A 24,062-nucleotide genomic window follows, 5' to 3' on the forward strand; every position below is an offset into this window, starting at 1 on the left:
AATTTAATATGTAAATAAAAAAAGGGGGAGAAACAATGAGTAAACTGAGTAAATTGCCGAAGTTACATGCAGAGGTTTTTGATTGTCCGCATTGCAAATGTACATCTAAACATGATTGGCATTTTTTAGCTTGTAGAGATGGACAAATGTCATTTATTAATTGGGAGTTGTATAGTTCACGTCCTAGAATGGTTTCAAAACAGGTTGATCCAGATGGATATACAGTTACAGAGACTATTAAAAAAGTTGAAAAGGATAATATGGATAAAAACTGGGAGGTACATATAAGTACTTGTTCTATTTGCAAGCAGTATGTGCTATGGAGAGATGGAAATATAATTTACCCTAATAAACATGGTATAGATGACCCTAATCCTGATATGCCAGAAGCTGTGAGTGATTTATATAATGAGGCAAGGAGCATTGTACAGCTTTCACCTAAATCAGCATGTGCATTGCTTAGGTTGGCATTAGAAAAACTTCTTGTACATTTAAAATGTCCTGAAAAAAATAATATTTATAATAATATTAAACTGCTAAAAGAAAGAGACAATATCAATGATGTTGTTTTTGATGCACTAAACGCAGTAAGGATAGTTGCGAATAATGCTGTACATTCAGGAAAAATAAATATAGATGATAATCCTAAAATGGCTGGGACACTATTTTGGTTGGTAAATTTCATTGTAGAAGAACTTATTTCTAAACCGGCTAAAGTAAGTGAATTTAAGAAATCACTGTTTTAATTTTACTAAAAGAAAATACGCGAACTATTCGCGGACTATTTGCGAACTATTTACGGACACGTTTTGGTTTTTAACATGATATATTTGTATTGTGAGAAGTTGCGGAAAACACAACTCACTATGTTGTTTCTGAAATTCTAAACGGTTCATAATGACGGCACATAAAATCCGAAACCCGCAGATGGTAATGATTGAGTGATACCGTTATTAAGGAGAGCTTTTGCTCTTCTCTCAGGAGCTTGGTACTGTATAGTTGCAGTTGTATAAACAACATCGGGCTCTTGAGAAAATAACAAAAACTTCATTTACCGTAAATAAATTTAAAAAAAGAATATTACAAGTCATAGCACCTATTCGGGTGCTGTTTCTCTAAATAAAGGATGTTTTGTATGTTTTGTCGAAATATTAGGGATTGAAAAGGAGCTGAATTTAATGAGTTATTTAGGCGGAAACTTTAATAACAATTCATCACTAGCTGCCATGGTTTCTAACCCAAATCATGCAAGTGAATTTTATGAAAGGTTAGTCGAAATGATTAATAATTTCGATGAAGACTTAGATCATGAACATGAGGTTGGGATGAGGCTAGTCTCATATGGTCAAACGGTTCAATTTCATATTGAAGATTTGGGTTACTACAATCCTAGCTTAATACGATTTTATGGAAGAATGGACAACGGTTCAAGGGTAGAATTAATTCAACATGTTTCACAAATAAGTTTTTTATTAATTGCCGTAAAGCGATTAAATCCAGAAGAACCGAAAAGGCCTATTGGTTTTAATAATTCAGATGAAGAGTAATCATGCGATTACTCTTTTTTATTTTGTAAGGGAAGTGGTGGATGGATGGATTTGTTAAAAAATTTTTTTATGAATGGAACGAAACAGTAGCATGAGAACTGATTATCTTATTCAACTCATAAAAGAAGATAAGCTTATGAAGTTCTATAAGTCTAAAGAGTGGAAAGCGTTAAGATTAAAAGCAATCCAACGAGCTAAAAATGAATGTGAGCATTGCAAACAGAAAGGGAAGGTAACAACACGGGATACAATTGATAAACGTGGACGTAAGCTGAAGATGGATGTGAACCATATTAAACCAGTTAAGACGTATCCACATCTTGCCTTAGATTTAGACAATCTTGAATACCTTTGTGTTCGCTGCCATAACATTGCTGATGGTAAGGACAAGATGATTAGCAATAGTAAACCTAAGTTCGTGAATGAGGAACGGTGGTAGCTATGATAATTGTGGACGGTAGTTGGACATTCGATACTGACTTAATGATTCAATATGCCGAGAAGGACGAGCGTACATCGTATGAGCGTGACATGCTCAATCAGTTTAGAAAGTATTCTTATTGGCGTTACTGTCAGATAAGAGACTGTGTGAATCCAAGAAAATGCAAGCGACTTAAGCTTACTGATGTAAGAGAAAGATTACAAGAAGAAGAGAATTTAATATTTACAAAAGATATCTTAAAGGTTTCTATTGAAGAAGTCTTTTTTATTTTGAATTTTATTGAAGGATACTTTGAATTAGTTTCTTAAACACCCCCCGGTCAAAAAGTTTGGCTTTTCCTTGGAGGACCATTCAACGGGGGGAGGAGAGCGGTTAAAACATTTTTGCGAATTAAAAAGTAAGAGGGGGGGGGTACTTGTGCGGAAACTATCAAAAAAAGCACAGATAAAGCAAGATTTATTACAACAATTGGAAAACAGTGGTTTGTATGGTATGCACTACATTGATCTTGTTGATGATTACATGACGATGTTTGATGTGAAAAATAAGTTAGCAAGAGAAATGAAAAAGAATGGACCAATGATTGAATGGCAAAATAGTGAGAGTCAAAAGGGAGTCAAAGCGAATCCAGCTACAAAAGAATTTCGTGAGACAAACAAGCGCATGACAGAATTATTAAAAGTGCTTGGTTTGAAAGAACCAGTATATGAAGGTAATGATGATGATGACGACATCTAGAAATTCAACTACATATAAGTATCATCCTTACATCGACGAGTATATGCGTATGGTTGAAAATGAGGAAATACAAAGTTGTAAAGAACAAAAACAACTCATGGAGTTTCTTCGTTGGAAGTTAGATCAACCTGGTGTAGTGATTGATGCAGATGCTATTGAAAAATCAGTGGAAAAGCCAGCCCCCTATTTTTCTTTTTCATTATTTGCTTGGCAAAGGTTCTGTAATGCATTTTTTTATGGTGTGCGTTATGATGACGGCCGTCTTATGTTTGACAGATATCTATTATTACTTGGTCGTGGGGCAGGTAAAAATGGATATATCAGTTATGACTGTTTTTATATGCTAAGTGGTCATCATGGGATTAAGAATTATGATATAGACATTGTGGCAACTTCAGAAGATCAGGCTAAAACCTCATTCGAAGATGTTTTAAACATTTTAGAAACGCCCAAATTTGCAAAGAAATTAAAAAAGGTTTTTTATAAATCCAAAAAACTCATTAAACATTATAAAACTAAATCTAAATTTGAATTTAATACGTCAAATGCTCGTACAAAAGATGGTAAGCGAAGTGGAACTGTTATATTTGATGAATTACATGAGTATGAAGATTATTCAAATATAAAAGTTTTTACATCGGGTTTAGGAAAAAAGAAAGATCCAAGGATTTTCTATATTACAACAGATGGAAATGTCCGTGGTGGAGTATTGGATGATATGAAAGACGAAGCTCAGATGGTGTTGAATAAAGAATTACCACATTCCACACTGTTTCCTTTCATATGTAAGCTTGATGATGAAAAAGAAGTCCATGACGAGTCTAAATGGGAAAAAGCAAATCCTTCATATAGATACAATGAAAATTTACAACATGAAATGCGAAAAGAATACCATGATATGAAACGTAACAGTGCATTACGTATTGAGTTCATGACAAAAAGAATGAATTTACCTGTCGAAGATACGAGGAAAGAAGTTGCTACCTATGAAGAAAGATTAGCTACAGAGCAGCCGTTCCCTGAAAATATTCAAGGGATAGAATGCATTGGAGCAGTTGATTTCGCGCAAATTCGTGATTTCTGTTCGGTTGGAATTTTATTTAAAAAAGATGGGAAACGATATTGGAAGCAGCATACCTTCATGCATCATACAGCGCCTAAGTTGCAAGATATTAATCCAGATATCATTCGAATTGCAATTGAAAAGGGATTGCTTACTGTTGTTTATGACAAATCAATTAGTGCGGAACATGTAAGAGATTGGTTCGTAATGATGAATAAAGAATACCGAATAAAAAAAGTCAGCATGGATTTATATCGTTCAGCTATTTTAAAAGAATCGCTTGAAGAGGCTGGTTTTGAAATTGAAATTGTTCGTCGTGGTCCAGCGACGCATAGTAAGCTTGCTCCACTTGTAGAAGAGATTTTTATTAAACATACCATTGTTTTTGGTGATGATCCGTTAATGCGTTGGTATGTGGGAAATGCCTATAAAGAAGAAAAAATGAATGGCAATATTGAATATAAAAAGGTTGATAAAGAGAAGCGAAAAACAGATGGTTTTTTCGCTTTTTTACATGCGCTTAATTGTGATAGTGAGTTAAAAGAGTCGAATACTTTAACGAAAGAAAATGTTAGAAAGATATTTAAATCATTTAGTGTATAAAAGGTGGTGAGAATGTGGGATTAAGAGATTGGGTAAGAGGTTTTTTTGGAAGCAAGAAGACACTGACTTTAGATTCATGTTTTTATGAATTAGGAGTTGACTACTTCTATAAAAAGTTGGCTGTAGAAAGTTGTATTGATTTAATTGCAAATGCTTTAACAAGGTGTGAATTTCAAACCTTTGAAAAAGGAAAAGAAAAACGTGGTGGGAATCATTTTTTATTAAATGTACAACCAAATCAGAATCAAAATGCAACGGAGTTTATGCATAGTTTAGTCAATCATTTAATTATGGAAAATGAATGCGTTGTTATTATGCAGGATGAGCAATTGTATATTGCGGATTCCTTTAATGTTACCAAGTTTGCATTAAAAGAAAATATATATAACGACATAACAATTGAAGACTTCACTTTTAAAAAATCATTTAATGAATCAGAGGTTTTCCACTTTAAATTAAACGACCGAAATATTATGCAGGTAATTGACGGGATGTATAGCAGTTTCGGGAAATTGCTTGCATCTTCCATTGATTATTATAAAAGAAAAAATAATAAACGCTTACTTATTAAAGGTGATTTTTTAAGAGCGCAAGATCCGGAAACCCAAGCGGCGATTGATGAAATGTTTGAAGGGCAGTTGAAAAATTGGTTTAACGCAGATAAAGCTGGCTCAGCTTTTCAATTACAAGATGGTTATGTAATCGAAGATATGAGCGATAGCAAAAATGGCGTATCAAATAATAGTACAAGTCGTGATGTTAGCGATTTGATTAATGACATATTTAATTATGTAGCCATTGCCTTCCATGTTCCAATCGGGATTTTGAAAGGTGATGTCGCGGATATTGAGAAACAAATGGATTCATTTTTAGCTTTTTGTATTAATCCGATTGCTGAATTGATTCAAGATGAATTTAACCGGAAGATGTATAGCAAAGAAGAGTATATAGAACGCACATATTTAAAGATTGATACAACGAAAATTAAGGTTGTTGATATTACGAAACTAGCAACAGCATTAGATAAGCTCTTTGCAATTGGTGGTTTATCTATCAATGATATCTTAATTATTCTTGGTAGAGAGCCAATTGAAGAGGAATGGGCAAATAAACGCTTTGTTACAAAGAATTATCAAGAAGCCGATTCTTTGGAAGGAGGTGAGGAGAATGGAGGTAACTAAGATGTATAAAAATGATGCATTTAAAAAGTACTTAAACTTGGAAAAACCAAAGAATGAAGGAGAAAATGATATTTATGTTTACGGTACAATCGGTGAAAGTTGGTGGGAAGAATCCGTTTCGGCTAATGCGATTAAACGTAAATTAAATAATGTCAAAGATGGCGACATTCATCTATATATTAATTCATTTGGCGGTAGCGTATTTGATGGTATATCAATTTACAACCAATTAAAAAGGCATTCCTCAAAAGTCATTGTTCATGTTGATGGTATTGCAGCGTCGGCAGCATCATTAATTGCTATGGCTGGGGATGAAATTATTATGCCAGCGAATGCAATGCTAATGGTCCATCGGGCGTCTACATTTGCATGGGGTAATAGAGAAGTATTTGAACAACAATTAAATGCACTTGATAAGATCGATCAGTCCGTTACAAATACTTACATGAAACGTTTTGTAGGTGAACGTTCTGAAATGGAAGACTTATTAAAAAATGAAACATGGTTAACCGCAGAAGAGTGTAAGGCGTTTGGTTTGTGTGATGAAATTGCGGATGAAACAGAAGAGCCTAACGAAGAACCAAGTCCAGAAGATGTGAAAAATAATTTACTTCAGAAATACACAGCAAAGGCAGGACAAAAAACGTCAAATCAAGTTGAAGGCGTTGAAGAGCCTAAAAAACCAATAACTAATATGATGATGAACTACTTGGAAAATAACAAGTAGTTCTTTTATTTTGGAGGGAGAATCATTTATGACGATTAAAAATCTAGATCGTGTAGATAACAGTATGGAAGACGTGAAAGACGAATTTAAAGCAGCAATTGAAAAGAATGATAATGAAGCATATGCAAAAGCCATGACGAAAATGGCAAATGTAATTCAAACAAACATTTTGAATGAAGTTACGCCAGCGGTTCAAACTGAAATTGCAAGTAATTTAAATAATCAAGCGGTATTAAACTCCCGTGGATTACATGCTTTAACTAACGAAGAGCGCTCATACTACAATGAAGTAATCGCAAGTGGTGAAGCATTTGCAGGAGTCGAAAAATTAATTCCAGCGACAGTTATTGATCGCGTGTTTGAAGAGTTAGTAAGAAATCGTCCTTTACTTCAAGCAATTGATTTTATTAATGTAACAGGATTAACAGAATGGATTATGAAGAAAGGAGAAATTCCAGCAGCATGGTGGGGGAAATTATGCGATGACATTAAACAGGTCATTGATGAAGGATTTGAGAAAGTTCAATTAAACCTTTATAAATTAAGCGCATATATTCCTGTTTGTAAAGCGATGTTAGATTTAGGTCCAGAATGGTTGGATCGTTATGTTCGTACAGTTTTGATGGAATCTATGTATATTGCTCTTGAACAAGCTGTAATTAGTGGTACGGGTAAGGAACAACCTATTGGCATGATGAAAAATTTAGACGGGGCTGTAGTTGGTGGGATTTATCCAGATAAAACAGCAGTTGCATTAAATGATTTATCGCCCAAAACATTAGGTAAAGAAATTATGGCCCCTCTAACAAACAACGGAAAACGAAATGTAGCAAATGTAATTATGGTTGTAAATCCTATGGATTATTGGGCACGTATTTTTCCATCTATTACTTTCCAAAATGCGAATGGAGAATATGTTCAAAACACAGCTATTCCTATTCAATTTATTCAATCAACAGAAGTTCCTAATGGAAAAGCGGTAACTGGGATGGCGAAAGATTACTTTCTAGGAGTGGGCTCTACACAAAAAATTGAATTCTCAGATGAAGTGAAATTCATCGAAGACGAGCGTGTATATATTGGTAAACAATATGCAAATGGTCGTCCGAAGGATAATAAATCGTTCCTTGTGTTTGATATTAGTAAATTAGGAGAGAAAGCAAGTACTACAACGGCTTAATGGTTAGAAGGTGATGCAAATGGATAATCTTTTGCAAGAATTAAAAGACGTTCTTAAAATCACATGGAATGAAGAGGATGCTAGTTTAATAAAACTTTTGGAAAAAGGAGAGGCGTATTTGTTGGGTTTAACAAATGCGTCTTTTGATTTTTCAAAGGAGCTAACACCGAAAGATTTGTTGTTAGAACGGTGTCGGTATGTCTATAACAATGCAGGTGATGAGTTTGAAAAGAATTATAAAAATGAATTATCCAGGCTTATTTTAGATGTGGCTTTAGGAAAAGTTGGTGTAATCAATGGTTCTAAAATCGTATAGAGAAACCTTAAATGACGGATTTCTACAATATGGATATAAAAAAACAGAGCGTTCAGAAGAGGGAAAAAGAATAGGTGAGAAGTTTCGTGAAGAAGGAAAGCTTGCCTATAAAGTGATGTCTTTACGGGACAGTGATTATAAAATGGTGGGCGTTTTAACAACGGGATTAGATTTAAAAGTTAAAACACTGTATCCACCTTCCTTTAGAAAGATAAATAAAAATAAACTTAAGGTATTAATGGATGGAATCGAATATGACGTGATTAAAGCGGATCATGATTCTAACAAACAATACCTTTTCTTTTATTTGCAGCAGGCGGTGAAATCTCGTGAATGAAAAATCTAAAAAGCTTATGAAGGAGCAGAGAAGTGGCATTAAAAAAGCTCTTGAAGACGGATTTAAGCTTTTAGTTGTTGAGGATGAACTAGCAGAAGATGAGGAATCGCAATTAACAGAAGAGGGATACAACTGTTTTATTTTGGAATATGGTGAGTTTCAACCGTCGTCTAATGAGCGTACAATTTCTCAAAGCATATATGTTAGTTATTTATCGGAAAATCAATCGAATTTAGATGAGCAGGTCATTGATATTATTTCGTGGGTTGGCAAGGTGAAAATGGTATCCTTTGTAGTTTCTAAAAGCGATCGCCTTCAAGTGAAAGATACAGATCGTTTTATTGATCGTGTTGTTTTTACATTTAAGAGGGTGATTCCAATTGAGTGCATTTGAGCTTGAATATGAAGCAATAGAAAAGCTTGAAGAAAAAATGCGGTTATTACCAAATAAGATGGAACCTACAATCAATACCATCCTCCACACAGACGGTATACGAATTGCAATAGAAGAGATTACAAAGCTGATTCCGGTATCTCGTTCTAAATGGAGTGTTCGAAATAAAACCCATGCCAAAGATAGCAACTGGTCCAAAAGCGAAAAGATGAATTTAGGTTTTAGGATATTAGCCCGTGGTGGAGCAGCTAATAAAAAAGGATCGTTTGGTTATCTAGTATTCCCGAACGAAGGAAGGGGTTCACATAATCCCTTAGAACAACGATTTGCGGAGCGTGGGATTGTAAACGCTAGGCCAAGAATTTTAGAAGATCTACACAAAGGTGTAGATAAAGTATTGGAGGAGGAATTTTAAATGGTTAAAGTAATTGAAGAATTTGATTCCGTGTCGATTGCGAATGCAAGTATTCAATTTAAGAAGAAAGGAACGCAAGAGCCAGGAACAAAATTTGGATGTGTAGGATCAATTGAAGGGGAACCAGAAAACAAGGAAATGAAAAAAACATGTGGTGGCGTGACGTTGAAAAAGAAATCGAAAACCACGGAACTTAAAGTTACTGTTTCAGCGCATATTCCTGTTAAAGTAGCAAGAGATTATTTTGGTTTTAATACAACTGGATTAAAGCCGGGTGTATGGGCGTTCGGTATTGATTCAAAGGGATATGATTTTGTATTTACGGCTGATGTAGTAGATGAGTATCAAGATGTTGTAAAACTTATTGCGTTTCCAAATTGCTCAAACTCCACCGGTTTTAAATTTGCTATTGCGAATGGTGAAGAAGAATTGGCAATGATGGAATTAGAATTCACAGCCTTACCAGACGACTTAAAGAATTTCTATTATGAAGCGTTTGTGGATGAATTAGCAGATGCAACAGTGGCTCAAAAGTGGCATACACAATTTAATTCAGCTCTTGTTAAAGGAACAACTTCAGCTTAAAGCCCTAGTTTTATATAGGGCTTTTTCTTTTGGATTTAAATGAGAAGAAAATGAAAGTGAGGAAATAGCAGATGAAAGTTCAAAAAATAACATTAAAAGAAGTGGAATTTAAAAAAGTAGATGGTGAGTATGAAAAGAGTTTTGTTAACGACCAGGACTATCCAGCATTTTTAACAAATTACGCTTTGAAAAAGGGCCAAGAAGAAGGGCTTATTACTAGTTCGATTATTGCTGATATCGTGAAATTCCAAGCATTAGATGGATTAAGAAATGAGGATAATAAAGATTTATCAGCTTTAGAACAAATCGATCAAACAAGTATTCATAAAGTGATTTATATGGCGTTTAAAGGCGCAAACCCAAAAGAGAAGTTAACATTTGATGATTTCTTAAAGAAGTATCATGATTCATTAGCAGAATCTATTGAACTATATACGAAACTTGTTGTAGATGTAATCAGTCAAGATCCAAATCAATTTGCCGCAGCACTGAAAAAAAGTACAAATAGCGGCGGTAACGGTGAAAAAAAGTAAAAAATCCAGACATTAAAATTGAATGTGTGGAAGATAAATACGTCTTGTATTGTCTAGTCTCTGGAATAGATCCAGAGACTTTTTGGCATGAGCCAATTTCGTCTGTTGAGCGTATTTACGCAGGGATTACAGCATTTGAAGCGTGGCGTAACAATCCCAAGTAAAGGTAGGTGAGATAATGGCAAGAAATAATTCGGAAGTTGAAGTTATATTTAAAGCGCAAAATAAAGATTTTAATGATGCTATGAAGGGCATGAATCAGGAAACTAAAAAACTTCGTCAAGAAATGAAATTACAAGAAGAGCAGATGAAGTTAAATGCTACTGATTCAGAAAAACTACAAGCAAAGCTTCAAAACCTTTCCCAACAGTATGCAGTTGCACAAAAGGCGACGCAAGCAACGGCGGAACATTTACAACGTGCTAAAGAATTGTACGGAGAAAATTCTACTGTTGTAGCAAAGTTGGAATCAAAATTACGAAGTCAACAAATAACAGAACAACAGTTAGCAAATAGTATTAAACAAACTTCTGAAAGTTTAAAACAGGCGAGAGATGCTGAACAGGAAAGAACAAGTGAAACAGCTAAAGCAGCTCAAAAACTGAAAGACCTAAAAGGACAGGAAGAACAGTTACAATCTTCTCTTTCTAAGTTAAATGCTCAATACGAGTTGCAAAAAGCAACGCTTGGTGAGAATGCTTCAGAAATAGAGAAGTTACGTCTAAAAATAGATAACCTTGGAGAGCAACATACTGTTGCAGCTAGTAAAGTACAAAACTATCAGAAACAGTTAGATCAAGCCAAACAGCAGTATGGTGAAAATGCTAGTGAAATCCAAAGATATGAAACGCAGCTAATACAAGCTCGGACAGCAGAACAGCAGTTGCAGAATCAATTAAGTGCGACAAATAAAAGTTTGCAGGAACAAGAAAACGCAACGAAACAATTAAAGACATTCTTTGATGCGACTGAAACGAGTGTAGACCACTTTGCAAATGCATTAGGGAATAACCTTACAAACGCAATACGAAACAGTACAGCGACAGCTAGGCAGTTAGAACAAGCGATTCAAATCATTGGTCGTGAAGCATTAGGTTCAGAAGCAGATATTGAGAAATTACAGCGCTCTCTTCGTTCTATAGATGATGGGAACTCATTACAACAAGTTCGAAATGACTTGAGGGACATTTCACGAGAAGCAGAAAGAGCATCGCACAGTTTTAAAGAATTAGATATCGGTTTAGAAAATATTCTTGGTGGATTAATGGCTGGTGGTGGTATTTCAGGAGCCATTGAGCAAGCACTTGATACTTCTAAATTAAAAACAAAAATTGACGTTTCTTTTGAAGTTCCAGCATCCTCTAAAAAATCGGTAGAAGAAGCGGTTCGTGGTGTAGAAGCCTATGGTGTTGATGTAGAGGAAGCGCTGGAGGGTACACGTAGACAATGGGCGTTAAATCAAACTGTCAGTGATAAAGCTAATGCTTCCATTGTAAAAGGAGCAGGAGCCATTGCAAGTGCTTATGCAGGTATAGATTTTACCGAGTTAATTCAAGAAGCGAATGAAATCGGTAATGAGTTAGGGATAACTAGTGATACGGCTTTAGGTCTAACAAATCGTCTGTTAAAAATCGGTTTCCCTCCTGAGCAATTGGACATTATCGCTGAATATGGTGGCCAGTTAACACGAGCTGGATATCGAGCTGAAGAAGTACAAGCTATTATGGAAGCTGGAGTTGAAACAGGTACTTGGAATATTGATAATTTGCTAGATGGATTGAAGGAAGGGCGAATTAAAGCCGCTGAATTTGGTAAAGAAGTTCCTAAAGCACTTCAAGATTTACTTAAGGGCACAAAAATTTCTACTGAACAAATGCAAAAGTGGGGTAAAGCTGTTGCTGAAGGTGGTAGAGGCGGTTCTCAAGCCATGACGGAAATTGCAAAGGCTCTAGATGGTGTTGAAGATGCAACACAGAAAAATTTAATAGGTGCTCAAATTTTCGGGACAATGTACGAAGATCAAGGACAAAACATTACGAATACACTTATTGGAGCTCAAGACAAAGTTGTTGATCTAAACAAGAATCAAGAACAGCTAAATGAAACGATAAAGAAAATGGATGCCAGCCCAGCAGTGAAATTTAAAAAGGCTATGAACGACTTGAAAATGGCGCTTGAGCCTGTTCTGGGCGTCATCGCGGATGTAATTAGTGCTTTTGCGGGGTTTGTTTCAGAACATCCAGCATTAGCGGCAGCTATAACAACAATTGTAACCGCGCTTGGAATCCTTGTTGGAGCATGCATGGCGTTAGCCCCAGTGTTTGTCACCTTATCCAGTATAGCTGGTATATTGGGTGTAAGTATTGGGGCTGTTGCTGGTCCAGTTGCATTAGTAGCAGGTGGAGTGATAGCTGCATCGGCGGCTATTGCTGGATTGATTATTTGGATGCGAAATTTATGGCAAACCAATGAAGGGTTCAAAAATAGCATTACGAATGTAATTGAAAGCGTTCAAAACTTTGGACACGCATTATCTTCACTAGGTAAATATCTATTCTATACGGCTGTTGATGGAGATTATTTAAATGATTGGATTACTCATTTGCCAAAAGGATTTCAAGATGCGGCTGAAATGATAGGATTGGCAGTTAGTAAGATACGTGAAGCATGCCTTCATCTTTTTGATGCAGTAAAAGCGGTCTTTTCGGGAGATTTTAGCCAGTTAGGTGAAATTTTTAAGATGATTGGCCCTACAATCGCAGGAGCAATTATTGGTGGGCTTCCTGGTGTGCTCGTCTCGGTATCTCGTTATTTACCAGCTATAGCGGAGTATTTGAATGCAAACTCAGGGATTATTCTTGAAACTATTACAAATATTTTTACCAATATAGCTAACTTCGTAACAACAGTATTACCGCAATTTCTTGAAGCAGGATCACAAATGATTTCAAACCTTGTGAATGGTTTGGTTGTAGCGGCTCCAATTATGCTCGAAGCCATCGTTGGGATTATAAATACAATTTCGCAGATGATTGCTACCTATCTCCCTATGATTGTTCAAATGGGAATACAAATCATTCAAACTTTAATTTCTGGGATTGTACAAGTCTTACCTACTCTGATAGAAACAGGACTTCAATTGATTATGACTTTAATAAATGGAATTATGCAGATGCTCCCACAGTTAATCCAAATAGCTGTAACGATTATTCAAACTATTATTAATGGAATTATGTCATTTTTACCTCAGTTAATTGAAATGGGAATAAATTTATTAGTTTCATTAATTACAGGAATTACACAAGCTTTACCGATGATTGCTTTAGCGATTATTACAGTCATTACAACTTTAATTGAAGCCATTACAGCGAATTTACCTATGATTATTGAAGCTGGTGTTAAGGTTTTAACTAGCTTAATAGACGGAATCATTAAAATGCTACCGCAACTTATTGATTTAGCGATAAATCTTATCACCAAAGTGGCGGATACTTTATTAACAAACTTACCTAAAATAATTGAATCCGGTGTAAAGATTTTAATGGCCATTATTGATGGAATTGTAAAAGTGTTACCACAGCTTATTAATGCAGCATTAGATTTAATTGTCAAAATAGCATCCACATTAATTGCAAACTTGCCGAAGATACTTGAAGCTGGTGTGAAAATTTTACTTATGCTGATTGCTGGAATTGTAAAGGTGATACCGGAATTAATTGCAGCCGCATTAAAGCTAATTGTTACTTTAGCAGGAGAGTTAATTAAGAATTTACCTAAAATCCTTGAAGCTGGTGTTCAACTAATTTGGGCTTTAATAAAAGGGATTGTCAGCATGGTAGGGCAATTAGGTTCAACAATTGTAACAGATATTGTACCGAAAATCGTTGACACATTAAGAAAAATCGATCTATTTAAGATAGGTAAAGATATCATAAGTGGATTGATAGATGGTCTAGGTAGCATGGCTGGTAAAGTGTTAAGTAAGGTGAAGTCTATAGGTAACGATATTCTTGATGGTTTTACTTCCTTCTTCGACATCCATAGTCCATCTCGAAAAATGAGGGATCAGGTTGGTAAACAAGTTGGTGCGGGGCTTGCTGTTGGTATGGAACAATCAATGTCAACAGTTCTTGCGGCAGCTAAAAACTTAGCAAATTCAGTGTATACGGTATTAGAAACTACGTTAAATACTTTCAATAGTTCCACTTTAAACGACATGAATAATAATAATCCTCTTCGGAGTTATTTTGAGGCAATACTGGAAGATGGAGACTATCTTAATGATTGGATTACTCATTTACCAGTTGATATGAGGGATGCATTAAAAGCAGTTGGTAAAGAACTTGAAGGTTATGATGTTAATAGCGGTATGAGCGAAAACAATCCGGTTGCTCGTTATATTCGTAGTGTATTAGAGAGTGGAGATCCTTTTCAAAAGATATTAGAAGAGGAATTTGTAGAGTCTGGAAAGTGGTTGGAGATAGGCAAGAAAGTAGCTGGTTTCAGAGAGCAGATTTTTAAAGATTTTTATAATGCTCCAAACCAAAAGTCAACCAAAGGTAACGTGTTACAATCCGCACTTAATAACATTTCAAACATGGTTGATGATACTTTTAAAAAGTTAAATTTATATGGAATAAATAAACAAGATAACATCGCCTCTAATCTGTCCACATTAGCGACAAGAGCAGTTCAACCGATTGTTCAACAAATTGACAGTGGTCCTGTAGAAATTAATTTTTATAACACAATCAATAATGAACGTGATGTGGATCGTATGTTTGAAAAGGCAAATGATTGGTTTGCTGAGCGTGGTCGTAATGTAAAAATAGGAATAGGGAGGACTTAAATTGCTAGACATAGGTATCGATAATCAGTTAGCAAGTGACTATGGAATATGTATGGTAGAACGCCCTGTTATTCCTACAGCAGAACAGGAAGTAGAACATATTGAAGTGCCCGGTAGACATGGTTCACTTACAAAAAAAGGGGCGTTTAAAGACGTTCCTTTAAAAATAAAGTTCAATATGCTTGAAGAAGAGAATATTAAGCCATTAGTTCGGCGCATGAAGGCTTGGTTGATGAATGGCAAGACACTATATTTTACAGATGATGATGTGTATCGAAAAATTAAAAATGTTGTAGTAGGTGATATTGCAAATGAAATCGAAGAACATGGTGAGTTTGAAGTCGACTTTACGCTTGACCCGTTTGAGTATACAGAAGATGCAAATATAATGTTGAGTACTCCTGGATCTATTTATAATCCAGGTACAATGGAATCAACTCCAATGTTGTTCGTTGCAGGGAATGGTACATTTCGAATTTTCATTAATGATGTTTCTTTTCAGATTAAAGATGTAAATGGTTCTGTTGTAATAGATTCAGAATTATTAGAGGCATACAGTGGTACAGTATCGATGAATGATAAGATGATTGGTGGTTTTCCAGAATTCCAAATAGGAGAAAATAAAATAGAGTGGTCAGGTGCTATTCAATTTATTTCAATTCAACCAAGATGGAGATATAAATAATGATTACTTTATATAAACCAAATGAAACAGATTTTACGCATAACGGAATTGGTGTTTTAGATAAACATATTTATAGTGCAACTGTTGAGGAAGAACTCAACGGTTTATTTGTTTTTAATTTTAATTATCCTTTATTTGCTCCATATGGAACGAAGATTGACGGAATGAGCATCATAAAAGTTCCTACTCCTGATGGGGATCAGTTATTTCGCGTGGTGACTCCTAAAGTGAGCATGGGAGAAATCAAAGCGGTTTGTTATCACATTTTTTATGATTTAACGGAAAACTTGATTGAAGATATATTTATACAGCCTACAAATGGTACTGGGGCTATGGCTAGGTTATCATCAGGTTGTCAATATAAGCATCCGTTTACTTTTTATTCTGACGTAACGAATATATCCACCGCACGTATTGTTCGAAAGAATCCAGTGGAAGCAATGTTGGATACGAGCCAAGATAACTCATTCGTGAATCGATGGGGCGGGGAATTAAAAAGAGACAACTTCGATGTTAAAATGCTGAAAAACCGAGGAGCTAATCGTGGAGTAGTAATAAGACATAAAAAAGATTTGTTAGGTTATGAAGGAAGTGTGGACTGGAAAAGCCCTACTACCAGAATTATGCCGCAAGGGTTTGACGGATTGTTATTACCAGAAAAATATGTAGATAGTCCACTGATTCATAAGTATCCACATCCGAGAATACGAGTTATTGAATTTAATCATATAAAAGCAGCTATTGGTAAAAATGCAAATGATGAAGACGCATTACCTGTAGAAGAAGCATATAACAGGTTACGTCAAGCCGCTAAAGCTATGTTTGATATTCAGATGGTAGATCAACCAAAAGCGACATATAAGGTTGAATTTCAAGAGTTGTCTCAAACAGAGGAGTATAAAGAATATAAAATTTTGCAGCGTGTCTGGATGGGCGATATTGTAACAGTTAAACATGAGGAAGATGGTATTGATATTCAAGCAAAAGTTATTGCGTATAAATATGATCCGATTAAAGAGGAATATATCAATGTAACCATTGGAAACTTTAAAGAATCTTTTACAGACATGGCGGGTAAAGTAGATCAAATCCAACAAGATTTATCCAATATGCCAGGATCTTTACTGGATGCAGCGAAAGAAAATGCCACAAAATTAATCAATTCGGGATTTGGTGGAAATGTACGTGTATATCCAGACCGAATTTTAATTATGGATACCAAAAATGAAATGACAGCTTCAAAAGTGTGGCAGTGGAACATAAACGGATTAGGGTATTCATCAAACGGGGTAAATGGTCCTTATGAAATAGCAATGACAAAAGATGGGCGTATTGTTGCGGATTTTATTACAACTGGAGTATTGAATGGAAATTTGATTCGAGGCGGAGAAATAACAGGAACTACTCTTAGAACTGCCAATGATTCTAATTATGTCTCTATTTCCAAACAGTTTATTAGGTTAATGGAATCGTATATCACTCGGATTTTCATGGGCTATTATATAAATCAAAGTAATATCATGCAACCCACTATTGTATTAGGTGGCAACAATGATATAACAGCAACGCAGGGTGCAGTGTTAGTTTACCAACTCGAAAGTTCTCCCAAGTCAGGAGGAATCGGAATATCAAATGGATACCTAAATGGTGATCCAAACAGAGTCTATTTTTCAGCGGGCCTTGCGTTTAATCAAAATGGACATGCAGAACTAAGAGCGGATCAAAGCCTAGAACTAGAGTCAAAAGCATCCTATGCTTCTTTGAGAAGCCAAAATAATCTTTTTCTGGAAAGTAGAACAGGTGGTGCTTATTTCACTGCAAAAGAAGGGTTTAATTTCCGCCAAAATGGAGATCGAGTTGTTGATTTGAAGTTGACACCTGGTGGAGATAGTGACATCGTATTTCAGAACATCTTATTACGGAACAATAGAAATTATGAAAATACCTATGTGCAAGTGAAAAGTGCTGGGGGAACTTATTTCAACGGTGTTTTAGCAGCAGATTTTAAAGTATCTTCTAAAAAGAAATATAAAACAAATATACGTGATATTAAATTTGATGCGTTAGAGAAGGTAATGGGCTGGGAAATTAAACAGTACAACCTTAAGACAGAAGTAGCCGAGTTGTATGATATGCGTATGAAACGTAAAGAAGGAGATCCAATCCTTACAACAAACGATATTACAACACACTATGGAGTTGTACTTCCGGATGAATCAAAAGAAAATGGTGTTGGCTTATATGGGATGATTTCGCAGACTGTTAAAGCATTTCAGGAGTATGTAACTAAAACAGATGCTAGAATCGAAGAATTAGACCCGATAAAGCCTAAAGGAAATATAAAACACAGGAACAAAGTAAAACGTCAAAGAAGACCGCCTAGACGTGTGAAAAGGAATAGTTAGAGAGAGGTGTAGTCATGCGAAATGAGGAAATTATCATAGATTTAGCAGATCCTGTGTTTACCAAAACAATTCGTTCGAGGCAAAATGATAAAAACGGATTGAAGATTACTGTAAATGTAAGAGAAAAGGGGCAACTTGTTGATTTAACAGGGTATGCAGTGAAGTACGAAGCGATTAATCAAGTCGGACTGTTCGTTCGGGATGATGCCCAAATAGTTGATGCAAAGAATGGCGTATTTTCATACACATTGTCCTCGCAAGCTGTTTCCACATCGGATGATTGGACAGCTTATTTTGTTATGGAAAAAAGTACAGAACGAATGAGTACACCAGACATTCGGATTACATTAAGACGTGATGTGAAAGAAGGAAATATTAAAATCGAAAACTATATTTCTGAGTTTGAGATTATTAAGAAAACATTAGATGAGTTGCAGAGGAAATTAAATGCTATGGATGTTGTTAGGAAAAGCGGAGACACCATGCCTGGCAACCTCTTGTTTGACAGGGCAGGTACAGCCAATACTAACAAAATAGCATTCTCTACAGCGGGAGTTGAAGAGCTCAACTTCTACCAAACAGGGGATGGTTATTATGGGATTAGGGATGTTAAAGGAAATCAAGGCGTTTGGGATTATAATCGTAACAATAAAACGTTTAATGTTTCCGCTAATACAAACCTTGTTAAGAAAGCCGGCGACATCATAAATGGATTACTTGAATTTAAGATTGATAACGCAATTGTGCTAGGAAGTCGTTCTTATAAATCAGTTATTCATAAGGGTTCACAGGGAGAGCTGATATTTGCTCCTTCTACAAAAGAACAAGGTGATTCTTGGGATTGGTCCAAACGAGTAGAATTTCGAACTGATGGGACAATTAGACAAGCAAATGATACAGGTTGGATTAACCTTCCTACAACTGGTGTAGAGACCATTGCTGATAGGATAATGAAGTACAAGAGAAGTGGGGAGCAGATATCTGTCATTGGATCAGTTAAATATCTAGCAAATACAACAGTATTTGCAACCCTTCCGGCTGGATTTCGCCCTGTACAAAATATTGCTTTCCCAGCACTTGCATATGGCAATGGACCAACAGTTTGTGAAGTTACAGTTAAAAGTGATGGTGGAATTTTCTTGAATGGTGTTCAAAATGGAAATGTCATTCATATTGCGATGAGCTTTTTAATTTAGTTATTACAAATCAAGCGTGCAAAAGCAGGCTTTTTTATTTTCAGAAAAGGAGTGAAAAGATGGAACGTGTGGATGTATTAATAAAAACATTTATAGCTACGTTTGGTGGCTTCTGTGGGTATTTCTTGGGGGGATGGGATGCAACATTGAAAATCTTAGTGACGATGGCAGTTATTGATTATTTAACTGGCATGATTGCAGCAGGATATAACGGAGAATTAAAAAGTAAAGTTGGTTTCAAAGGCATCGCCAAAAAGGTGGTGCTTTTTCTTTTGGTCGGAGCGGCCGCACAACTAGATTCAGCATTGGGAAGTAACAGCGCAATTCGTGAAGCGACTATTTTCTTTTTCATGGGCAATGAGTTACTTTCACTTTTAGAAAACGCTGGTCGTATGGGAATTCCCTTACCTTCAGCGTTAACAAATGCAGTTGAAATTTTAGGTGGTAAACAAAAACAAGAAGAGAAAAAGGGAGATGTTCAATAATGGAAATCAGAAAAAAATTAGTTGACCCAATTAAATATGGTACAAAGTGTCCGTATACAATGAATCCAGAATTTATCACAGTTCATAATACGTATAATGATGCTACAGCAGAAAATGAAGTATCTTATATGATTCGCAATGATAACCAAGTATCGTTTCATATTGCGGTAGATGATAAAGAAGCTGTACAAGGAATTCCTTTAGAGCGTAACGCATGGCATTGCGGTGATGGTGGAGGAAATGGCAATCGAAAGTCTATTGGGGTTGAGATTTGCTACTCTTTAAATGGTGGAGATCGATATTATAAAGCAGAAGATAATGCAGCTATCGTTGTAGCTCAACTCATGAAACAGTACAATATTCCAATTAGTAAAGTTCGCACACACCAATCATGGAGTGGAAAGTACTGTCCTCATCGTATGTTAGCAGAAGGACGTTGGAATAGCTTCATTGAAAGAGTCCAAAACGCATACAATGGAGGTGGTAAAGTAACTCCTACACCTATTCCGTCGTCAAATAACGGGAGAGGTATTGCGTATATTGAAGGGAATGGTGTTAACCTTCGTAAAGGTCCGGGTACTGGATACGGGGTTATTCGTCAATTAGGTAAAGGTGAATCCTACGAAGTATGGGGACAATCAAACGGGTGGTTAAACCTTGGTGGCGATCAGTGGGTTTATAATGATTCATCATACATTCGTTATACAGGAGAAGATGCACCAGCACCTTCTAAATCTTCAAATGATGGTATTGGTGTAGTGACTATTACAGCGGATGTATTACGTGTTCGTACTGGCCCAGGAACTAATTATGGCATTGTAAAAAATGTGTACCAAGGAGAACAGTATCAGTCGTGGGGATATAGAGATAGCTGGTATAATGTTGGTGGTAATCAATGGGTTTCAGGTGAATATGTGAAGTTTGAAAAGTAAAACATATTACTATACAAAAGAATAGTTTGATAGTGAAAATAGGAGCCGTCCTGTTGGGCGGCTTTTATTTTTGAATTAACAAATTCATCGAACAAAATAAAAGAAGCGTCCGATAAACGAACGCCCCAAACACAAGAAAGGTAAAACATACTATGTAATAGATAATGAAGCCTATGTATATGTGAATTAAAAGTATATTCTCTTGTGTGTGTATTAAAATTACTTAGTATTAGGAAGCGATCTTTTTCAGTATCTTCCTTAATTACAACAATTTGTGGTTGCTGATTTTATGAGACAAAATATTTTATATCTCAGGGATTTTATTTATTTGCTAATTTATTTAAGGTGTCTAAATCTTTTTCCAAGCGTTCTTGAGCTCTTTGGATTTCTTCAGATGTAAGGTCACCATTTTTCATTTTATATTCAAGCCATTCAATATATCCACTTCCTTCAGTGGGGGCAGGACAAATATTCTCAGTGGCTTTACCTATGGACATAATCGTATTATACGATTTACTATTATTAGCTTCTAGCTCATGAGCAAATAAATAAAGATTTCCTAGTTTGTCCATTGTTAAAGAATTATTATTAGAAAATGCCACCTTTGAAGAAGATAGATCAACTTTCCATTTGAGTGTACCATCAGGATTTAATACGTGTATACCATCATATCTCACCCCGGTATAGATTGTTCCATTATTATCTAGCAGTGGAGAAAGAGTAACGTAATCTTTTGTCGGGTATTTCCATTTGATAGATCCATCTATGTTTAATGCAAATAAATTTTTAGCACCACCAACATATATTATTCCGTCTTTTTGGGATACGACAGGGGTTCCGTATAAATTTTCATTTAAGCTCCATTCAGCTTGTATCGTCCCAGTTGGGGAGACAACAAGTAGTTTTTTAGAAAGGGTTATATAAATTTCTCCGTTTAACCCTAAAGAAAACCCGCCTTTTACTTGTTCACCTAGTCTTAGATTCCATTTTTCTTCGCCATTATTTTTATGTGCATATAAATAATTTCCAGTTATTGTATAGATTGTTCCATCAGCAGCAATTAAACTGCCTGTGGAATGTATACTATACTTCCCAGACATACTTTTAGATTTCCATTTTAATGAGCCATCAGGATTATAGGCTTGTAAACTAGCACTGTCACTGCTATAAGCATAAACAGTCCCTTCTTTTCCTATAGTAGGAGTTTGGAAAAAACCTCCATTTTTAGATTTCCATTTTAGTGAGCCGTCAGAATTTAGCGCATACAAACGTCCAGCAGAGAAATAGATAGTATTATTTGCCCCAATAGATGCTGAGGATTTTATATTAGATTCTTGAGATAAATATTCCCATTTAAGTGAACCATCAGGGTTTAACGCATATAGTTTGTGATTCAGGTTCCCAGCATAAATAGTTCCGTCATTTCCTATTACAGGTTGCCCTTGAAATGAATCCATAGCAGTTACCCTATATTTCCATCTTATTTTATTTACATCCGTGCCATTATATGGTGAGTTGTTGGACCAATTATAAGCTAAGGGTTGATGTGCTCTAGTATCATATTCTCCTTGTTCATATTGAGAGCCTTGTGGGAATAAATTCTCATATTTTTCGTTTTCGGCATTAATATTAGCAGAATGCGTAAAAGAGGTTGTTAGCATTATCACTAAGCCTAGCAAGATAAATTTCATTTTTTTCATAAATATACTCTCCTTTTTTATTTTAATACTTACATTTTAACATTTTTATATAATGATTTATATAAGTTTTATCTAAAGGAGAAAGCACTGAGAATTTTATTTTTTAACTGCACGGGAATATCAATAAAAAAAGTGCTAACAAGTTTGCAAACGAACTTGCTAACACCAATACAAAATAGACATAAATTATCGCTGATATGTCGTCTTTGAAAATAGTTTTAATTAATGAAATTACTCTTATACGATATGCTCAAAAAATCATTCTTGATATCTAAATTTAATAATCTGTGTTTCTATGATGCTCCATCTTGGCAGGATAAAGATGTGGCTGGAACTATAGAAAAAGGATTAGGCTTTGAAGTTATTGATAAGGTAACAGCAAATGAATCGTCACAGTATAAAGTGAAAAATTCTCGTGGTAATGTGTTTTATCTTACAGCTAGTTCATACTATGTGCGAGTGAAATAAAAAGAGTGTTATTTGAATATAACACTCTTTTTATTTAGATAATTTCAAGTAAATTATAATTTCGCTTCTCATAAAGGTGAGTCTAGTTATTTCATTAAATCAAATTAGATTGGAAAGTATGGGGGTAATTGGCAATATTTTATACTAAGAAGTCTATAAATATGTTAATATAAAAGAAAAAGCATCCTAATCACAGGATGCAAAAGCGTAGTAAGCAGGTAAATATGCTTATTTATTTATGATAGCATATCTAATATATGTTGTACATATGAACCTGCTATAATAAAAAGGAAAGGCAGGTGCTTCCTATTTCTTACATAAATGTTGCTGATAAATATATTAATAAATTAGCAAGAAGTAACGGTATAAAATCACGTAGTAGAGATAGAGAAGAAGTGATAGAGGAATTAATACAAAAAGGACATAAGGAAAAACTGGATTATTTATCATTGAATTTTCAGTACGATGGAAAGTATTTCACCTTATGTAAAACAGAACAACATTTTCCAGAAATAGCCAATACCGCTCAGAAATTTTTAAGAAAATTAGTAGATGAAAGACGCATTACTGAGCAACAAATAGGAAGTGAGTGGAGACCTTCATTAAATTTCGATATACAAATGTGCGCTGTTAAAGAAGACGGTGGTACTGTTTATTTAAAATTAGTAGAAGGAAAGAAAACAACAGTTCCTAGTTCAGATGGATATAGTTCTAGACCGGGTGTTTATCCTAAATTCACAGTAATTATTATTCATTTTAATAATGAGGATCCTATTATTGAATTGAGATGTGCTACAAGTGAACAAGAAAAATACATGAATTATACAATGGGAATATTGGGTTTTGGTAAACCTTATAAATGGCATAAAATTCCTAAACTAACTAAGGAAATAGTAAGTAGGCTGTATGAAATATTAAGTGCAGGTGTAGCATCAAGACATATAAGTATTCCTACTGGAGTAGGTAGTATTCAAATAAATGGCCAAAAAGGTGTTAATTTAGATCAGGATGGCACATATACTGCTATGATGGATGCTATTGCTGGATTAGATATTCCAACAGATGATACAATGGACGAGACTTGTTATTTTACATATACTGACCCAGTTAGTGGATTGGTATATGAAGCATCAGTTTGTATTGATATAAGAAATAGCTTTTTTACTTTTAATAGTAAAGTACCAGATTTTGTTGTTAAGCATGTTATGGAAGGGATTTGGGCAGTAATTCTAGAAATAGAAAGAAGTCCTATGGCACAAGCAGCAGCAGGAAATGAGTAGT

The 24,062-nt window shown here is 35.2% G+C and carries 23 protein-coding genes and 1 pseudogene; 23 read left to right on the top strand and 1 reads right to left on the bottom strand.

Annotated features, from left to right (window positions below; translation table 11 throughout):
- Window positions 1–35: 35 nt before the first annotated feature.
- From V7S45_RS12680 to V7S45_RS12780, 21 genes are all read left to right on the top strand, one after another.
- The gene (locus V7S45_RS12680; protein ID WP_342761868.1) at window positions 36–746 is read left to right on the top strand and encodes a DUF4145 domain-containing protein; all 711 of its coding nucleotides are present in this window, start codon (window positions 36–38) and stop codon (window positions 744–746) included.
- Window positions 747–1,178: 432 nt separating this feature from the next.
- Window positions 1,179–1,547 (top strand): DUF6173 family protein, encoded by a 369-nt coding sequence (locus V7S45_RS12685; RefSeq protein ID WP_342761869.1) that lies wholly within the window; start codon window positions 1,179–1,181, stop codon window positions 1,545–1,547.
- A 91-nt stretch (window positions 1,548–1,638) separates the two neighbouring features.
- The gene (locus tag V7S45_RS12690) at window positions 1,639–1,986 is read left to right on the top strand and encodes an HNH endonuclease (protein WP_342761870.1); all 348 of its coding nucleotides are present in this window, start codon (window positions 1,639–1,641) and stop codon (window positions 1,984–1,986) included.
- A gap of 2 nt (window positions 1,987–1,988) precedes the next feature.
- Window positions 1,989–2,297, top strand: coding sequence for a hypothetical protein (locus V7S45_RS12695; protein WP_342761914.1), 309 nt, complete (start codon window positions 1,989–1,991; stop codon window positions 2,295–2,297).
- Between the two features lie 109 nt (window positions 2,298–2,406).
- Entirely contained in the window at window positions 2,407–2,727 is a 321-nt protein-coding gene (locus V7S45_RS12700; RefSeq protein ID WP_063537242.1) for a P27 family phage terminase small subunit, read from the top strand.
- On the top strand, window positions 2,711–4,393 hold the full coding sequence (locus V7S45_RS12705; protein WP_342761871.1) for a terminase TerL endonuclease subunit: 1,683 nt from the start codon (window positions 2,711–2,713) through the stop codon (window positions 4,391–4,393). Before V7S45_RS12700 ends, V7S45_RS12705 begins: the two co-directional genes overlap by 17 nt.
- A gap of 14 nt (window positions 4,394–4,407) precedes the next feature.
- Window positions 4,408–5,574, top strand: coding sequence for a phage portal protein (locus V7S45_RS12710; protein WP_086396586.1), 1,167 nt, complete (start codon window positions 4,408–4,410; stop codon window positions 5,572–5,574).
- Window positions 5,561–6,301 (top strand): head maturation protease, ClpP-related, encoded by a 741-nt coding sequence (locus V7S45_RS12715; protein WP_309567871.1) that lies wholly within the window; start codon window positions 5,561–5,563, stop codon window positions 6,299–6,301. The genes V7S45_RS12710 and V7S45_RS12715 overlap by 14 nt, the downstream gene beginning before the upstream one ends.
- A 28-nt stretch (window positions 6,302–6,329) precedes the next feature.
- A complete protein-coding gene (locus tag V7S45_RS12720; RefSeq protein WP_342761872.1) occupies window positions 6,330–7,481 on the top strand; it encodes a phage major capsid protein in 1,152 nt (383 codons plus the stop codon).
- 19 nt (window positions 7,482–7,500) lie between these two features.
- A complete protein-coding gene (locus V7S45_RS12725; RefSeq protein WP_000369375.1) occupies window positions 7,501–7,797 on the top strand; it encodes a hypothetical protein in 297 nt (98 codons plus the stop codon).
- A complete protein-coding gene (locus V7S45_RS12730) occupies window positions 7,778–8,134 on the top strand; it encodes a phage head closure protein (RefSeq protein WP_000243384.1) in 357 nt (118 codons plus the stop codon). The genes V7S45_RS12725 and V7S45_RS12730 overlap by 20 nt, the downstream gene beginning before the upstream one ends.
- The gene (locus V7S45_RS12735; RefSeq protein WP_241676030.1) at window positions 8,127–8,528 is read left to right on the top strand and encodes a hypothetical protein; all 402 of its coding nucleotides are present in this window, start codon (window positions 8,127–8,129) and stop codon (window positions 8,526–8,528) included. The genes V7S45_RS12730 and V7S45_RS12735 overlap by 8 nt, the downstream gene beginning before the upstream one ends.
- On the top strand, window positions 8,515–8,943 hold the full coding sequence (locus tag V7S45_RS12740; protein WP_342761873.1) for a hypothetical protein: 429 nt from the start codon (window positions 8,515–8,517) through the stop codon (window positions 8,941–8,943). The genes V7S45_RS12735 and V7S45_RS12740 overlap by 14 nt, the downstream gene beginning before the upstream one ends.
- Entirely contained in the window at window positions 8,944–9,528 is a 585-nt protein-coding gene (locus V7S45_RS12745) for a phage tail protein (RefSeq protein ID WP_342761874.1), read from the top strand.
- 71 nt (window positions 9,529–9,599) lie between these two features.
- Entirely contained in the window at window positions 9,600–10,061 is a 462-nt protein-coding gene (locus tag V7S45_RS12750; protein WP_342761875.1) for a hypothetical protein, read from the top strand.
- A 178-nt stretch (window positions 10,062–10,239) separates the two neighbouring features.
- Window positions 10,240–14,910: a hypothetical protein gene (locus V7S45_RS12755; RefSeq protein WP_342761876.1), complete on the top strand. Its 4,671-nt coding sequence runs from the start codon at window positions 10,240–10,242 to the stop codon at window positions 14,908–14,910.
- A 1-nt stretch (window position 14,911) separates the two neighbouring features.
- Window positions 14,912–15,595: a distal tail protein Dit gene (locus V7S45_RS12760; RefSeq protein ID WP_086396591.1), complete on the top strand. Its 684-nt coding sequence runs from the start codon at window positions 14,912–14,914 to the stop codon at window positions 15,593–15,595.
- Window positions 15,595–18,000, top strand: a complete 2,406-nt coding sequence (locus tag V7S45_RS12765) for a phage tail spike protein (RefSeq protein ID WP_342761877.1) — start codon at window positions 15,595–15,597, stop codon at window positions 17,998–18,000. The genes V7S45_RS12760 and V7S45_RS12765 overlap by 1 nt, the downstream gene beginning before the upstream one ends.
- A 14-nt stretch (window positions 18,001–18,014) precedes the next feature.
- A complete protein-coding gene (locus V7S45_RS12770) occupies window positions 18,015–19,196 on the top strand; it encodes a BppU family phage baseplate upper protein (RefSeq protein WP_342761878.1) in 1,182 nt (393 codons plus the stop codon).
- A 59-nt stretch (window positions 19,197–19,255) separates the two neighbouring features.
- Window positions 19,256–19,681 carry a phage holin family protein gene (locus V7S45_RS12775; protein ID WP_342761879.1) on the top strand — a complete coding sequence of 142 codons (426 nt, stop codon included), beginning with the start codon at window positions 19,256–19,258 and terminating at the stop codon, window positions 19,679–19,681.
- Window positions 19,681–20,613 (top strand): N-acetylmuramoyl-L-alanine amidase, encoded by a 933-nt coding sequence (locus V7S45_RS12780; protein WP_342761880.1) that lies wholly within the window; start codon window positions 19,681–19,683, stop codon window positions 20,611–20,613. The genes V7S45_RS12775 and V7S45_RS12780 overlap by 1 nt, the downstream gene beginning before the upstream one ends.
- Window positions 20,614–20,933: 320 nt before the next feature.
- On the opposite strand, the gene V7S45_RS12785 is transcribed toward V7S45_RS12780, so the two are convergent.
- Entirely contained in the window at window positions 20,934–22,313 is a 1,380-nt protein-coding gene (locus tag V7S45_RS12785; protein WP_342761881.1) for a PQQ-binding-like beta-propeller repeat protein, read from the bottom strand.
- A gap of 264 nt (window positions 22,314–22,577) precedes the next feature.
- Between V7S45_RS12785 and V7S45_RS12790 the strand changes: the two are divergent.
- Window positions 22,578–22,781 (top strand): annotated as a pseudogene (locus V7S45_RS12790) (N-acetylmuramoyl-L-alanine amidase); the annotation flags it as partial.
- Between the two features lie 299 nt (window positions 22,782–23,080).
- A complete protein-coding gene (locus V7S45_RS12795) occupies window positions 23,081–24,061 on the top strand; it encodes a hypothetical protein (RefSeq protein ID WP_098229217.1) in 981 nt (326 codons plus the stop codon).
- Window position 24,062 lies beyond the last annotated feature (1 nt).

This window comes from Bacillus sp. BR3(2024) (assembly GCF_039134555.1).
Classification (GTDB): domain Bacteria; phylum Bacillota; class Bacilli; order Bacillales; family Bacillaceae_G; genus Bacillus_A; species Bacillus_A cereus.

Excerpts from the sequence above, each read along its gene's own strand:
- V7S45_RS12680 (WP_342761868.1), top strand. The coding sequence starts at position 36 with ATGAGTAAACTGAGTAAATTGCCGAAGTTACATGCAGAGGTTTTTGAT.
- V7S45_RS12685 (WP_342761869.1), top strand. The coding sequence starts at position 1,179 with ATGAGTTATTTAGGCGGAAACTTTAATAACAATTCATCACTAGCTGCC.
- V7S45_RS12690 (WP_342761870.1), top strand. The coding sequence starts at position 1,639 with ATGAGAACTGATTATCTTATTCAACTCATAAAAGAAGATAAGCTTATG.
- V7S45_RS12695 (WP_342761914.1), top strand. The coding sequence starts at position 1,989 with ATGATAATTGTGGACGGTAGTTGGACATTCGATACTGACTTAATGATT.
- V7S45_RS12705 (WP_342761871.1), top strand. The coding sequence starts at position 2,711 with ATGATGACGACATCTAGAAATTCAACTACATATAAGTATCATCCTTAC.
- V7S45_RS12715 (WP_309567871.1), top strand. The coding sequence starts at position 5,561 with ATGGAGGTAACTAAGATGTATAAAAATGATGCATTTAAAAAGTACTTA.
- V7S45_RS12720 (WP_342761872.1), top strand. The coding sequence starts at position 6,330 with ATGACGATTAAAAATCTAGATCGTGTAGATAACAGTATGGAAGACGTG.
- V7S45_RS12725 (WP_000369375.1), top strand. The coding sequence starts at position 7,501 with ATGGATAATCTTTTGCAAGAATTAAAAGACGTTCTTAAAATCACATGG.
- V7S45_RS12730 (WP_000243384.1), top strand. The coding sequence starts at position 7,778 with ATGGTTCTAAAATCGTATAGAGAAACCTTAAATGACGGATTTCTACAA.
- V7S45_RS12745 (WP_342761874.1), top strand. The coding sequence starts at position 8,944 with ATGGTTAAAGTAATTGAAGAATTTGATTCCGTGTCGATTGCGAATGCA.
- V7S45_RS12750 (WP_342761875.1), top strand. The coding sequence starts at position 9,600 with ATGAAAGTTCAAAAAATAACATTAAAAGAAGTGGAATTTAAAAAAGTA.
- V7S45_RS12755 (WP_342761876.1), top strand. The coding sequence starts at position 10,240 with ATGGCAAGAAATAATTCGGAAGTTGAAGTTATATTTAAAGCGCAAAAT.
- V7S45_RS12765 (WP_342761877.1), top strand. The coding sequence starts at position 15,595 with ATGATTACTTTATATAAACCAAATGAAACAGATTTTACGCATAACGGA.
- V7S45_RS12770 (WP_342761878.1), top strand. The coding sequence starts at position 18,015 with ATGCGAAATGAGGAAATTATCATAGATTTAGCAGATCCTGTGTTTACC.
- V7S45_RS12775 (WP_342761879.1), top strand. The coding sequence starts at position 19,256 with ATGGAACGTGTGGATGTATTAATAAAAACATTTATAGCTACGTTTGGT.
- V7S45_RS12780 (WP_342761880.1), top strand. The coding sequence starts at position 19,681 with ATGGAAATCAGAAAAAAATTAGTTGACCCAATTAAATATGGTACAAAG.
- V7S45_RS12785 (WP_342761881.1), bottom strand. The coding sequence starts at position 22,313 with ATGAAAAAAATGAAATTTATCTTGCTAGGCTTAGTGATAATGCTAACA.